Annotated in this window: 16 protein-coding genes; 9 read left to right on the top strand and 7 right to left on the bottom strand. The window is 44.8% G+C overall.

The window, feature by feature from the left end; genetic code table 11:
- Positions 1 to 255 precede the first annotated feature (255 nt).
- The 4 genes from safA to AC4E8A_RS01240 all read left to right on the top strand — a co-directional run bounded on the left by safA (position 256) and on the right by AC4E8A_RS01240 (position 2,315).
- A complete protein-coding gene (gene safA / locus AC4E8A_RS01255; protein WP_490196369.1) occupies positions 256 to 876 on the top strand; it encodes a SafA/ExsA family spore coat assembly protein in 621 nt (206 codons plus the stop codon).
- Positions 877 to 983: 107 nt separating this feature from the next.
- On the top strand, positions 984 to 1,505 hold the full coding sequence (locus AC4E8A_RS01250; protein WP_490196368.1) for a hypothetical protein: 522 nt from the start codon (positions 984 to 986) through the stop codon (positions 1,503 to 1,505).
- Between the two features lie 98 nt (positions 1,506 to 1,603).
- On the top strand, positions 1,604 to 2,023 hold the full coding sequence (locus tag AC4E8A_RS01245) for a CBS domain-containing protein (RefSeq protein ID WP_490196367.1): 420 nt from the start codon (positions 1,604 to 1,606) through the stop codon (positions 2,021 to 2,023).
- Between the two features lie 133 nt (positions 2,024 to 2,156).
- Entirely contained in the window at positions 2,157 to 2,315 is a 159-nt protein-coding gene (locus AC4E8A_RS01240) for a hypothetical protein (RefSeq protein WP_490196366.1), read from the top strand.
- Here AC4E8A_RS01240 and AC4E8A_RS01235 read toward each other — a convergent pair.
- Entirely contained in the window at positions 2,312 to 2,803 is a 492-nt protein-coding gene (locus tag AC4E8A_RS01235; RefSeq protein ID WP_490196365.1) for an NUDIX hydrolase, read from the bottom strand. The two genes, AC4E8A_RS01240 and AC4E8A_RS01235, sit on opposite strands and share 4 nt — an antisense overlap.
- Complete coding sequence (locus AC4E8A_RS01230; protein WP_490196364.1) at positions 2,800 to 3,387, bottom strand: histidine phosphatase family protein; 588 nt, start codon at positions 3,385 to 3,387, stop codon at positions 2,800 to 2,802. Before AC4E8A_RS01230 ends, AC4E8A_RS01235 begins: the two co-directional genes overlap by 4 nt.
- 210 nt (positions 3,388 to 3,597) lie before the next feature.
- On the opposite strand from AC4E8A_RS01230, the gene AC4E8A_RS01225 reads away from it, so the two are divergent.
- Positions 3,598 to 4,800 carry a DUF819 family protein gene (locus AC4E8A_RS01225; protein WP_490196363.1) on the top strand — a complete coding sequence of 401 codons (1,203 nt, stop codon included), beginning with the start codon at positions 3,598 to 3,600 and terminating at the stop codon, positions 4,798 to 4,800.
- Positions 4,801 to 5,231: 431 nt separating this feature from the next.
- Here AC4E8A_RS01225 and AC4E8A_RS01220 read toward each other — a convergent pair whose 3' ends face one another.
- The gene (locus AC4E8A_RS01220; protein ID WP_490196362.1) at positions 5,232 to 6,614 is read right to left on the bottom strand and encodes an L-cystine transporter; all 1,383 of its coding nucleotides are present in this window, start codon (positions 6,612 to 6,614) and stop codon (positions 5,232 to 5,234) included.
- Between the two features lie 249 nt (positions 6,615 to 6,863).
- Here AC4E8A_RS01220 and cls point away from each other — a divergent pair, with 249 nt between their 5' ends.
- The 3 genes from cls (at position 6,864) to AC4E8A_RS01205 (ending at position 9,347) form a co-directional block, all read left to right on the top strand.
- Positions 6,864 to 8,312 carry a cardiolipin synthase gene (cls, locus tag AC4E8A_RS01215; protein WP_490196361.1) on the top strand — a complete coding sequence of 483 codons (1,449 nt, stop codon included), beginning with the start codon at positions 6,864 to 6,866 and terminating at the stop codon, positions 8,310 to 8,312.
- Positions 8,313 to 8,497: 185 nt separating this feature from the next.
- A complete protein-coding gene (locus AC4E8A_RS01210) occupies positions 8,498 to 8,833 on the top strand; it encodes a PadR family transcriptional regulator (RefSeq protein WP_490196360.1) in 336 nt (111 codons plus the stop codon).
- Positions 8,823 to 9,347: a DUF2812 domain-containing protein gene (locus tag AC4E8A_RS01205; RefSeq protein ID WP_490196358.1), complete on the top strand. Its 525-nt coding sequence runs from the start codon at positions 8,823 to 8,825 to the stop codon at positions 9,345 to 9,347. Before AC4E8A_RS01210 ends, AC4E8A_RS01205 begins: the two co-directional genes overlap by 11 nt.
- An 82-nt stretch (positions 9,348 to 9,429) precedes the next feature.
- Here AC4E8A_RS01205 and AC4E8A_RS01200 read toward each other — a convergent pair whose 3' ends face one another.
- The 4 genes from AC4E8A_RS01200 to AC4E8A_RS01185 form a co-directional block, all read right to left on the bottom strand.
- On the bottom strand, positions 9,430 to 10,329 hold the full coding sequence (locus AC4E8A_RS01200) for a 3-hydroxyacyl-CoA dehydrogenase (RefSeq protein WP_490198744.1): 900 nt from the start codon (positions 10,327 to 10,329) through the stop codon (positions 9,430 to 9,432).
- 171 nt (positions 10,330 to 10,500) lie between these two features.
- Positions 10,501 to 11,517 (bottom strand): NAD-dependent epimerase/dehydratase family protein, encoded by a 1,017-nt coding sequence (locus AC4E8A_RS01195; RefSeq protein ID WP_490196357.1) that lies wholly within the window; start codon positions 11,515 to 11,517, stop codon positions 10,501 to 10,503.
- 13 nt (positions 11,518 to 11,530) lie between these two features.
- Positions 11,531 to 12,157, bottom strand: coding sequence for a hypothetical protein (locus tag AC4E8A_RS01190; RefSeq protein ID WP_490196356.1), 627 nt, complete (start codon positions 12,155 to 12,157; stop codon positions 11,531 to 11,533).
- Positions 12,158 to 12,248: 91 nt separating this feature from the next.
- Positions 12,249 to 13,004 (bottom strand): (S)-benzoin forming benzil reductase, encoded by a 756-nt coding sequence (locus AC4E8A_RS01185; protein ID WP_490196355.1) that lies wholly within the window; start codon positions 13,002 to 13,004, stop codon positions 12,249 to 12,251.
- Positions 13,005 to 13,667: 663 nt separating this feature from the next.
- Here AC4E8A_RS01185 and AC4E8A_RS01180 point away from each other — a divergent pair.
- Complete coding sequence (locus tag AC4E8A_RS01180; RefSeq protein WP_490196354.1) at positions 13,668 to 13,904, top strand: hypothetical protein; 237 nt, start codon at positions 13,668 to 13,670, stop codon at positions 13,902 to 13,904.

Below are 13,904 nucleotides of genomic sequence, written 5' to 3'. Positions count from 1 at the left end.
AAATTTTTTAACTATTTGGATCAAGTTGATCTTTCACTCCAGATGTACAGCTCCACGGGGCGGGCGCCCGGCATGCCAGGGGGAGTTTCAGTGGGTACATTTTCTTGCCCTCAAGAGACTTTCCATAGTCTTTTCATGCCTATAGAACTCTTCTATAGACACTTCCCTTGGCCTCTTCACTTTTTTATGTCCTTTTTAAAATCATTTTTTTAAAAAACTCACATAATTATTCATGTATAAGACATCCTATGTACCATGAAAACTAAAATTATTTCCATTGTTGTCACGTTGTCCTTAGCTTTTGGGTTATTTGCTCCAACCATTTCTCATGCGGCTGATGCTTACTATGTCAAAAAAGGGGATACACTTTGGAAAATTTCCCAAAGGTACCAAATCGGGCTTTCTGAAATCATCAATGCCAATACTCAGATTCCAAACCCTGACCTGATTTATCCAGGACAGAAAATCACCATCCCTAATAAAGACGTTGTAAAAGGCATTGAAGGGGAAGTCATCAGACTGACGAATCAGGAACGTGCCAAAAACGGCCTGTCGCCTCTGCGTGCTGATTGGCAGCTCTCAAGAGTAGCCCGTTACAAGTCCACAGACATGAGAGATAAAGGATATTTTTCACATACGAGCCCAACGTATGGATCTCCATTTACGATGATGAAAAACTTCAACATCAACTACCGTTCCGCTGCAGAAAACATTGCAGCAGGACAGCCTAGTGCGCAGGCGGTTGTACAGGCTTGGATGGAAAGTCCCGGCCACAGAAAGAACATCCTGACCCCGAATTACACTCATATCGGAGTCGGGTACGTTAAAGGCGGTTCCTACGGGTCCTACTGGACACAGATGTTTATTCAAAAATAAGGAACTGAATTCTGTAGCAGAGTTGTCCATACGACGGCTCTGCTGTTTTTGTCCTAACATAATTCTCCCAAGCATATATATATACAAACGCTTAGGGAGGCAATCAATTGAAAAAAATCATGATTTTCCTGTGTTTATCCATCCCTTTTCTCACTTTTTCTCTGCCTTTCACCAAGGCTTTAGCAGAGGATCCGATCATCGAAAGCATCAATGAAAAACTTGAAGCCACCGACCCTTACTACCAGAACGGATCAGTCCATGTAAAAGACTTTGTGGACCTCACACTGGATATTGCCATTAACGATGGAGAAACGGAAGAACAGAAAGTGAAGATGGTCTTTTTGAAATATCAAATTGACCGCGACACAATCTTCCATTTCAATAAGCAGGAAATCTTCTATTACAGCCTCGACACGAATAGCCTGCTTGAAAACACTGCTGTTATTGGAAATGAAAAATCCAGGGCCTTTATCGCCAACCATCAGGATGATTATCGGAAGCAAATCAGCCCTTTGTCTTTAGCTTTGATCCTTCTCTTCATCTTTTCAGCCGTTCTCGTGTTCCCATTGGTCGTACTTATCCTTCAGAAAAATGCTCCCTCTGATGAAGCCTATCCTTATCAGTTATAACCGGCTGGTTGGATTTAGAAGGCGTTGTATCAGAATAAATCACCATCGATTTCCCATACTAACTATGTACTGACCAAAACGTTCAAGGGGGAATCAGAATGAGAGTACGTGATGTAATGACAGCCAATGTTGAGGCATGTTCAGCACAGGATACTTTCCAATCGGCAGCCGGCAAGATGAGCTCTTTAGGTGTTGGCGCTTTACCGGTAATGCAGAATGGTCAAGTGGTTGGTATGGTAACGGACCGAGACCTTGTTGTCAGAGGCTTATCCCATAACGAAACAGGTGGTACCATTCAAGGGGTTATGTCGGCTCACGTTGTCACCATTTCTCCCCAAGCGTCGGTAGAAGAAGCAGCAGCTTTGATGTCCCAGCACCAAGTACGCCGCCTTCCTGTTGTTGAAAACGGGAATCTTGTCGGTATGCTCGCGCTTGGTGATTTGGCAGTACAGCAGCAGTCCGATCAAAAAGCGGGGGCTGCCCTTACACAGATTTCCGAGAAAGATCAACTTCATTAATCAGAAGAACGTCCGTTTATACGGGCGTTCTTTCTATATTCGCCTGGTTATTTTTTCATTATCAGGAAGGAATTCAACCCTTTTTGTCGAACCTTGTTAAATAAAATGAATAAGGCATTAAGGGGGAATACCAATGCGCTCTGCAGAAACTTCCCGCCGTGCACCAAGAAGCTACCGGCGCGAAAAACAAAAGACAGCCATGCTTGATAACCTGGTCGACTTCCTGTATATGATGATCGGAATCACGATGATCACCTGTGTCTTGCTGCTTGTATTAAATTATGGAATTTAACTCATTTTTAACGCTTCTTTCAAGGCTTCCAACGCTAATTCATGGTCATCGATTACAAACGGGACTTCTGAAGGCTCCGCCCAGACCAGGCAAGAAGATTCCTCATTCCGTATGAATGGCAGCACCTCTTCGATATCCATCCGGTAAAAAACCTGGTACCCAACCAATGGGTACTTTCCTTTTGGGTCAAATTGAGGGTTATTCCTGTGGCTGACCTCGATCATGCCAACCTGCCTGGCTCTCCCTTTTACATATCCCTCTTCAAGCACTTCTCTGTGAAACGCTTCCTCTGGCGTCTCCCCCGCTTCTATATGCCCTCCAGGAAAGGTAAATCCTCTGCTCCTACTATTAACAAGCAGGACTTTCCCTTGGACAAAACAGCAGCCATGAACACTGGTTACCATCTCAAGCTTTGGCAGATGGACGGACCCGATCCAAGTCAATTCGACAATCCCGCTACCCCACTGTACCTCTACTGTATGATTCATACGCTTTTTTCCACTACAGGGGCTTCCCACAACCGGCTGACCCCTTCCAGCTTTTCCCCTTCAAAACGGAGTTTATAGATGTCCGGCTTTGTCGTCCCGCGCCAAAAGTCGAGCGTCCCATAAGCCGAATCGAAAGCACCCAAAATAATCGTCATCACATGTCCATGTATACCGACTGCAACTTTCTCTCCCCTATGCTTATGGAGAATTTCTTTCAATGCCGCTGTCCCTCGCGCCTTTACCTCATTATTGCTCTCTCCCCCCGGGAATGCGTAATCTGCATCAGCAAACACCATTTTCATGGCGTCCTCAGGATGATCCAGGACATGATCCTTTGCCGCCAGGTCTCTTTCCCGAAATCGCTCATCGGCTTGAATGTCAAGATGAAGTGCATCTGCCAGTGGCTGTACGGTCTGGATTGCCCTTGTATATGAACTGGAATAAATCGCATCAATTTTCTCATTCAGCATAATCTCTCTCACCCGTTCCGCATCGGCCATCCCCCGAACGGATAGGCTCCTTATCTCTTCCTCTTCCAGGTTAAATACCGAATGCGCATGCCTGACCATATAAATAACTGTCATTTCCAATCACCTATCCTTTAACACTTAACATTCGTCATGATCAAAGAGAATCCTGCCCCTTTTTCAAGACAAATTCATGTCAGTGAACTGCCAAAACATTACTTTCTAGATGTACCAATCTTCCGATTATTGTTCCTTTTTAAAATTCGCTTGGCTTAAGCGCTTCCATGTTATGATGGCAACGTACTATAAAAATAGGGGGTAAAAAGAATGGTATTTTTCTCTACACCATTAATTCAGGATCCGATGGCCATATTTGCTTACCTGGCAGCGATAGTCGGCCTGATTTTCGTCTTGGGAGAGTCGAAAAATCCTTTACTGCAAAAGTTTTTTCATTATGCTCCTCCTTTGATTTGGACGTATTTCATTCCAATGCTTTCGACTACGGTCGGTATTATCCCGGACAGCTCTGATTTATACAGCTTTGTGTCCACATACATATTACCAGTAGGACTGCTTTTGCTGCTGCTATCCGCCAATGTACCGGCAACGCTCAAGCTGGGACCGAAAGCCATCATGATGTTCCTTGCCGGGACAGTCGGTGTCATTATCGGAGGGCCGATTGCTCTTGCCATCTTCCAGCCTTTCCTTCCTGAAGAAGCATGGACAGGAGTTGCTGCCCTTTCCGGAAGCTGGATTGGCGGAAGCGCCAATATGGCGGCTCTTATCGAAGCTACAGGCACACCGGACTATATTCTGTCACCAATCATTGTCGTCGATACAGTTGTCGGTTACGGCTGGATGGGAATCATGATTTTCCTTGCCAGCTTCCAGCACAAGTTTAACAAGTGGAATAAAGCGGACAATTCCATCATACAAAAAGTAAACGAAGATATGGGCGAACTTCAGCGGAAGAACTCCCGTCCGATTGATGTGCCTCAGCTGGCAGCCATTCTCGGTCTTGGTTTCGGGGTAGCCTATGTGGTCCGTATTTTCGCTGAAACGCTGCCCGAAACTTCAGTACTTTCTGCGGGAACTTGGACAATCATGATTATTTCGGCTGTCGGGATTCTGCTATCTTTTACAAAGGTAAGCAAACTGGAGAACTACGGAGCCAGTAAAGTCGGATATGCGGGCATTTATATCCTTCTTGCAACCATCGGGGCTAAAGCAGACCTGGCTTATGTTGTGGAAGCACCACAATATGTATTGATGGGGATCGTATGGCTTGCCATTCACGTTTTTGTTATTTTCCTGGCTGCCAGACTGCTTCGTGCTCCATTGTTCTTTGTTGCAGTAGGTTCCCAAGGTAACATCGGGGGGACAAGCTCCGCACCGGTTGTTGCCTCTGTGTTCCAGCCTTCCCTTGCACCTGTAGGTTTGTTGATGGGAATTATGGGAAATGTCGTCGGAACGTATGCTGCCGTCGCCTGCGCGATGCTCGCTGAGTGGGTAAGCGGATTTTACTTTTAGGTTGATGGTTTTGAAAAGGCGAAACTCCTTTAGGGGTTTCGTTTTTTTTTTTGCGGTTTCAGTTCAGCATTATGGGTCTTTGAAAGGTAGGTTTGTCTTAATGCCATTATGAAGCATCCAGGGTTAATTTTCATTGTTGTATTGGTCGTATAACTGTCTTAGGGGACACCCTGTTTGGAGTATTTCTCTGGGTTTGGGCTTATGAATGCTTTATGAGACACCCTGATTCTTTTTTTCATCTGATTTTGGTCTTATGAACCCTTCATGAGACACTCTGATTCCTTTTTACATCTGGGTTTGGGCTTATAAAGACTTCATAAGATTTTCATCGGTCGCCCCCGGCTCAATTACAGTCATATGAACAGGCGCCAAGCCCCGCCAATGCAAAAAAGACCCACCCGATACCTCGCGGGCAGGTCTTCCCCATTATTTTATCCCTCTACTGCATCCGGGTCATCATATACAGATGTATCTATCTCTTTCGTCACTTTACTTGTAATCAATCCTGAGGTCATGGCTCCGCTGACATTGACAGCAGTCCGGCCCATATCGATCAGCGGTTCAATCGATATTAACAAACCAGCCAGAGCAATGGGCAAATCCATTGCGGAGAGCACGAGGATGGCCGCAAAGGTTGCCCCGCCTCCGACACCGGCCACTCCAAACGAACTGATGGCAACGATGACAATGAGCGTGAAAATAAAGGATGGCGTCATTGGGTTAATGCCAACTGTCGGTGCAATCATGACGGCCAGCATTGCCGGATAGACACCGGCACAGCCATTTTGCCCAATGGATAAGCCAAACGAACCAGAGAAATTGGCGATTCCTTCTGACACGCCCATATGTTTTGTTTGGGCATTAATTGTCAACGGCAGGGTTCCTGCACTTGAACGGGAAGTGAAGGCAAAGGTGAGAACCGGAAATGCTTTTTTCAAGTAAGTGATCGGATTCAATCCAGCAAGTGTCAGCAGGATCAAGTGGATCGCCAGCATTACAATCAAGGCAGCATAGGAGGCGGCAACAAATTTCCCGAGTTTCAATATCGCATCAAAATCACTGGTTGCAACCGTTTTGGCCATGATCGCAAACACACCATATGGCGTAAGCCGGAGTACAAGCGTCACGACCCGCATGACAATCCCATACACAGCATCCACTATTTTTTTGAAGAACTCTGCCGTTTCCTGTTCTTTGCGGTAGACTCCCAGATAGGCTACACCTAAGAATGCGGCAAAGATCACCACTGCAATCGTTGAAGTGGCACGTTCTCCTGTAAAGTCAAGAAACGGATTGGCCGGCAGCAGCTCAAGGATCCGCTGCGGATAACTTTGACCCTCCATGGCAGCAGAACGCTCTTCAAGCTGAAGACCCCTCGCAGCCTCCGCATCTCCCTGTTCGATTTGAATCGCCTCAAGACCGAACCCCTGTGCAGCCGCGATACCGATAACAGCTGCAATGGCCGTTGTCCCGACCAGAAGCCCAATAATCAGAATTGCAATTTTCCCGAGGTTATTTCCGAGCTTAAGCTTGGTAAAAGCAGAAAGAATAGATACAAAGACAAGAGGCATGACAACCATTTGCAAAAGCTTGATATAACCGACACCGACAATGTTATACCAATCGATTGACTGTGCCAGAGTTTCATCGCCTGGTCCGTACAGCCATTGAAGAACAAACCCGAAGACAATTCCCAGGCCTAATGCAGCAAAGACTCTTTTGGAAAAAGACAGATGTTTCTTCTGCATGTAAAAGAGGATCCCTGCAATGATGATAAAAGCAGCAATGTTGGCAAGCAAAGCCAAACTGGTCATTCCCTTCCCTCCCTTAATTAATGATGGTTTTACAGGCCGCAGCAAATGTTCGCTGCTGTTACATCATATGAAGGAATTAATTATTGTATGTTATCAGAACAACGGGAAGGGAATATACTAAGAGTCTTAAACGTTATAACCTTACAAAGGAAAAACTTTATCTGGAAGGAAACGGAATAACACCTTCCGTTATGATAGAATGACTAAGTATAAACAAACTTCTTATTTTAACGTTCAGAGGGGAATTATATGAATATCCTGTCTATTCTACTTGGGATCTTTTTAGTTTTGAATATTGCCTTTGCCTGTGTCGTCGTTTTCTTGGAAAGACGAGATGCTGGCGCTACCTGGGCCTGGCTGATGGTACTTGTTTTCATCCCGGTGCTGGGCTTCATCATGTATTTAGTGTTCGGACAGAACCTTACGAGAAAACGGTTATTTCAATGGGACGATATGAAAAAAATCGGCATTGAAGAGCTGATTGCAAGGCAGGTAAAAGAAATCAAGGGCGAGTCATTTTCCTTCAGGGACAGCACTATCAGTACAAATAAAGAACTGATCTACATGCATTTGATGAATAATGAAGCAGTCCTGACACAGGATAACGACATTACCGTCTACACACATGGAGAAGATAAATTTGATGCTCTTTTAAAGGATATCAATGAAGCTGAAAATCACATTCATTTTCAATATTATATCCTGAGGAAGGATGCTCTCGGAAAACGGATCCTGAGTGCCCTTACGGAAAAAGCAAAGCAGGGGCTGAAGGTCCGGGTGTTGTATGATGAAATGGGCTCGAGGACATTGAATAAGCGGTTTTTTCGTGAATTGATCAAAGCTGGCGGAGAAGTGGAAGTCTTCTTCCCTTCAAGGATCCCTTATATCAATCCGCGTTTGAATTACCGGAACCACCGGAAGCTTGTCATTATCGATGGGGTAATCGGGTATGTCGGGGGATTTAATGTCGGAGATGAATATTTGGGGCTGAACCCGCGATTCGGATATTGGCGTGATACTCATTTAAGGCTGGAAGGCAGCGCCGTACTTGCCATGCAGACAAGGTTCATCCTTGATTGGAACCAGGCATCCGCTTCAAGGGATATACACTTGGAGCACAGGTACTTCCCGATGGCCAAGTTCACAGGCAATGCCGGCGTCCAGATTGTCACCAGCGGACCTGATTCAGAGTGGGAGCAAATCAAGAATGGTTACATCAAAATGATTTCCTCCGCCAAGGAATCCATCTATATCCAGACGCCCTACTTCATTCCTGATGCCAGTCTTCTGGATTCCTTAAGGATTGCCGCTCTTTCCGGGATCGATGTGCGAATTATGATCCCAAACAAGCCTGACCATATGTTTGTCTATTGGGCAACCTTTTCTTACATAGGGGAAATGTTGAAGGCAGGTGCCAGGATCTTCATTTATGATAATGGCTTCATCCATGCAAAAACCATTGTTGTTGACAGTAAAACCTCATCTGTCGGGACGGCAAATATTGATGTCCGCAGCTTCAGGCTGAATTTTGAGGTCAATGCCTTTATTTATGATATTGAGCTTTCACGGGAATTAGGCTCCATTTTCCTCAAAGATATACACTTATGCAGGGAACTTACCATGGAAGACTATTTGAAACGGCCGTTGTGGATCCGCTTTAAAGAGTCGATTTCAAGGCTATTATCTCCAATCTTATAACCATCAAAAGGCAGCCATGGGGCTGCCTTTTGATACTTTAGCACTTTAAAGCACCCGGGGACAGTCCCCGGGTGCTTTAAAGTGCTAAAGTATGTATTCATCTATTGACTTATTACATCGTCAGGCGATATAATCAACATACGATATATCGTCTGACGATATATATACCTCAGGAGGTTCTAATTTTGACTAATAATCAAGAACACATTGCACTGACAGAAGGTGTTTACTATATCCTTCTAGCTTTGCAGCAGCCGATGCACGGCTATGCCATTACGCAGTTCATTAAAGAAATAAGCGGATCAAGAGTTGAGTTGGGACCAGGCACTCTTTATGGGGCTTTAAAGTCTTTGGTTGAAAAAGAGTGGATCGAATTACAGGGCGAAGATTCCAGCAGTCGCAGGAAAGAATACCAAATCACGGACCTGGGAAAGGAAGTCCTTCATTCAGAGATGAAAAGACTGGAGGAACTACTCGAGAATGGGTACAAAATGACAAGGGGCGGGGACCATGACAATTAAAATAAGGAAAATCTTTACTAATTATGAAAAAGAAGAGAAATGGCTTAACAAGATGGCTGCAAAAGGGCTGCATCTCAAGAAGTGTACATTCTGCACATATCACTTTGAGGAAGGGACACCAGGAGAGTATTGCTATCGTATTGAACTGCTTGATCAATTACCGGACCAAGAGGAAAGTAAAGAGTACATTGAATTCATGGAAGAAAACAAGGTAGAACTCGTTGACACCTATTTCCGCTGGGTTTATTTCCGTAAAAAAACCGCAGATGGGGCATTTGAAATCTACTCCGATAGCGCCTCCCGCATCATTCATTACAGGAGAATTGCCAATTTATTCGGCATCCTGGCCGGCGTTAATTTGCTCATAGCCCTGGTTAACTTAAACCTTTCCAGCTTCAATGTTTATATTTCCAGTTTGAATTGGATGGTTGTCATCCTTCTCGCTCCCATTTATTTCATGTATGTCAGAAACATTAAAACCCTGGAGAAAGAACTGGAAATCCACCATAAATAGCTTCTATTCATTCTCTGCTCTAGCCCAAACAAAAGGACGAAACCATTAAAGATTTCGTCCAGATTGTTTTTCACTGTGCTTATTATCCCTTCAGGAAATCGTCCTCTTCATAAGCGGGGTTTGGATACGTATAGAACCCTTCCCCTGTTTCCCTGCCGAGTTTACCCTTATCGATGTACTCTGTTTTCAGGACAGAAGCGAGTTTGGCGAACTCTTCAGAACCAGTTGCTTCAGCCTTGGCATTGGAAATGTTATAGGCAGTTGTAATGCCGACAATATCCAAGATGGCAAATGGCCCTTTTGGTGCTCCTGTGGCAATCATCCATGTTTTATCGATGGTTTGAGGATCCGCTACCTCTTTCACAAGCAGCATCTGGGCTGCCTCCAGCAATGGGACCAATAAGGAATTCAAGATGTAGCCCGGCTGCTCTTTTTGTAAAGGCAAGGCTACCATTCCAATAGCTTTGGCAAATTCCATTACGTCATTAAAGACAGCTTCATTCGTTCCTGGGTGCTTCATGACTTCTGCTGTATTATTATTCCAGATTTCATTCGCAAAGTGCAGGGCCAGGAACTTTTCTGGACGTCCCGTTGCCTCAGCGAATTGGCTTGGCAGTAATGTGGATGAATTTGTCGCAAACACGGTTTTTTCCGGCGCAGCTTGTCCAAGTTTTTCATAAAAATCCGTCTTGATCTTCACTACTTCCGGAATGGCTTCAATCACCAAATCGGCGTCCTCCACAGCCTTCCCTAAATCAGAATAGAAGGACATCCGTTCAGATGCAGCATCCACTTCCTGCTGGGAAGCATCCAAGTCTTCCTGATAACGCGGCTTAAGGTTCGCCACTCGGTCTTTTGCCTTTTCAATCGCTTCATCATTGATATCATAGACAGTAACATTGAATCCCTTGAATGCCGTTTGGAAAGCGATCTGGCTTCCCAAAACGCCGCTTCCGGCTACTGTGATGTTTTTATACTCCATCATAAAATGCTCCTTTCAGATTCTGCCTCTGGTTCTTTATTACCCTATTGGGGAATAAGTAAATCTACCCTATTACTTGATATCTACATACTATTTAAAACGCTATGGTCTTACTATCCTCAAAAAGAAAACCGCAACCTTTACTATTTCCAGTTGCGGCAATTGTTATTCTTATATACTAGCCCTTCGCTGCCCAACTACAGACCAGCTTTGTAAAAGGCCAGCCTCCTCCTCACGCGTCAAGCCTGCTTTCAAATCAACTTGGCCTCTTGTTCCGATCCAGTTCAGTGTATCCTGAATGGTTTCCCGCGGATTCCGCAGAACCAGCCCTTTCTGCAAAGCCTTGGAATAATCAGCTGATATATATCCGGCGGGGTACTGATCATTTACCGGAATCCATAAGGGAAGCTGCACAAACGGAACAACTTCCCTCTCCACTAAAAAGCCGTCCTCCACCCAGGTAACTTCTGTATCATTCGGTCCTACAAAGAGCAGGTCTTCCACATACTCTTTCATAGTATATCCCTGTTGAGGTCCAGTCACATTATAAGTTCCTTTTTGACGTTCTTCCGCCATCAGGATGATCCACTGGGCAAGGTCTCGTACATCAATCCACTGTATGACCCTTTCCTTGTTCCCAGGAACCAGAACTTGCCCGCCTTCTAAAAACCGCTGGACCCAGTACGTAAACCTGTCCGTCGTATCGTGCGGTCCCACAATCAGTCCCGGCCTGATGTTCAAGACCTTTCCAGGGAGTATTTCCTCCAGTTTTTGTTCACACAAAGCCTTTAAGGGGCCGTATGTCTCACCATTCACTTCTTCGGTATTTGGGTTATCAAGAGTGCCTGTCTCATTGCCTTCGTGAGCTTCTCCTGACAAGAAATCCTTATACACGGAAATGGATGAAATGAATATGTAACGATCAATCCGACCTTTCAGCAATGAAGCACTTTGCTCGACTTTCCCCGGAGTATACCCGGATGTATCAATGACCGCATCCCATTCGCCTTTTCTCAGAGCTTCAAGTTCACCTTTATCGCGGTCACCTGTTAATTTTTCAGTTTCGTCAAACAAATGCGGATTGGTTCTGCCCCGGTTGAATAATGTCACATCATGTCCTTTAGCCAGTGCTGCCTCTGCAATATGCCTTCCTAAAAAAGATGTTCCGCCAAGTAATAAGAATTTCATAGATTGTCCTCCTCTATTCTTCCTTGTAATCTGTCCATCTCATTTTGAAAACATAACCTGCATCAGCACCTTCCAGATCATCTGGGAGCGTTCCGTCTTCATTAAGCGAAATACCTTCAAGCGTGCTTCCCTTTGTACCAATCCATGCGGTCAGGTAAACATCCTCATTTTTGATTAGTTTCTTTTTTTTCTCGATGAATGAGGTGAACGAGGAGGCGCTGACTCCCTCTATTTCTTCCACTCGTTCTGTCAATCCATCCTCAAACCCATTCAGGAATGTAATCTGGTGTTCCTGCTGATCTACTCCAAAGGAGATTAGCACCTGATTGAATTCCTTTTCCACTTGTCCATATGAATAAACTTGATCATCCGTTAATTTGCCATCCTTATAGGTTTCCATAAAAAATTGGAGGTCTTCGTTTTCTGCCAGTTTCCCATCAAGTTTGAAGTACTCGATGGCCCCCACCCCTGTCTTACTGATGAGGGCCTGTTCTTCTTCGCTTACCGAATAAGGTGCTATGGTAAGTCCGCTGCCGCTTTTTCCACCTGTACACCCTGACAATAGCAGCACCATGAGCAGTAAAAGGATTCCCGTTTGTCTTTTTATATTATTCCCCCCATAAACCTTTTCTTCATTCATTGTTACTATATTATTAGCGGAGAGACGGCTTAATTCCTTTGTTTGATGTCAAAAAAATAAAAAAGCCGGCCACGATAGCCAGCTTTGTCCCTTATAAAAGTTCGTTGATTTGATAGATTTTACCGTTCTCGATTGTTTCGCTTTTTAAGACTTTAACTAGAGCTCCCGCGACAGTATCCGCATCCCGGAGCATTCCTTCTTCTTTATACTTCCTGAAGGTGTCGATGTCTTTGAACGCCGACTTGGAGGATGAACGGATCGTCGACTGCATATCGGTATCCATGACCCCCGGACTGAACGCAAATACCTTGTGCCTGCTGCTGCGGTTTTCCAATTCTGCAGCGACTGTCTGGGTGAACATGTTCACTCCCGCTTTCGTACTGCAATACACACTCCAGCCCTGTATCGGTCTGCTTCCAGCTCCTGAGGATACATTGGCAATGACTAACCTGGCATCTGAATCCTCCGCCTTTTGGAGAAAAGTATTGCTGATGATCATCGGTGCCAGCAGGTTTAAATTCAAACTGGAAGCTGTTTTGTCTATATCCAGCTTCCCTGCTGTTTCAATAGGGTCTACCATTCCGGCATTATTGATGAGATAGATCTCTCTTTGCTCCTGCCCGAAGACCGTGGAGGCAATTCCCTCGAAAACCGATTCTACCTCAGTATGGTCAGCAAGATCGCATTTGTAATGTATGTATTCTCCACTGCTATTGTCTGCCAACTTCCTTAATTGCTCATTTTCGGATCTTGAAATAGAAATCACATTGGTGCCTTCCTCCAGCAGCTGTTTTGCTGCCGCGGCGCCAAGCCCTCTGGAAGCACCGGTTATAATCGCATAAGCCATGACAATCACTCCTTTTTCAAGAGTATATAAAATTTCACCCTGCTTTCGCAAAAATTTCCCCTCCGATTTTCTCGGGAAGCACCAGCCTCTGAAATCACTTCAACAAGGCTTTGCAGCAGGATAACGTACTCTTTTCCCAAAAGGCGGTTATACAGAGCGATGGCAAGGGTGGCGAAAACCATTGCACTCTTCCGCTGTCATGTCCTCTTGTATAGATTATCGGGTTTTATATGGTATCAAGAATCACATTTTTCAGGAGCCTTGTATAGTGGGTAGACAGCTTGTTTTCGACTGATTGTTAGAAGAGATTTTATTTGAAAATGAGGACTTGTCTGCTTTGTCATACCCATCTTTGAATACACTAGCGTCTTTCCAATGAACGTATGATTCATTTCTTCTTAGCGGTGGGACAGTCAAGCATCTCTCAGCTATTTTAGACAATCTCCATGACGTACATCGCTGTCAGGTCTCGGCAAACCAGCTAGAAACCCCGCTGCTATTGCCCTCAACCCTGTCGTGACTCATAGCCATATATCCCCGAGCCCCTGTTAATTCAAAAAGAAACGAAGAAAATGGATAATCAGCGTGGTTTCTTTAGTTTGAGCATTTTTTTCATGGGTAAAAACTTGCTAAAGACTTTATGATAAGAGGAGTGATTATATTTTGAAGAAGCGTGCACTGCTTATGGCCATTCCGCTATGTTTCGCTTTCTTGCTATCAGGCTGCAGGGAGATTGAAGAGCAGCCTCCAGAAGTAGATGAAGTCGAGGAAGAGATTGATACTAATGATGGAACCAAGCAGGATGAACCCGGAGCAGAAGAAGATAATTTTGATGATGATGAAGGTTCAGATGCTGATCCGGAAGAGCCCGATCCTGATGAAGAGCCGTCAGAGGAATAA

It is taken from the genome of Bacillus sp. SRL337 (assembly GCF_984799155.1).
Note: the sequence above shows the minus strand (reverse complement) of the source record. Positions and strands in the feature narration are given on the sequence as shown.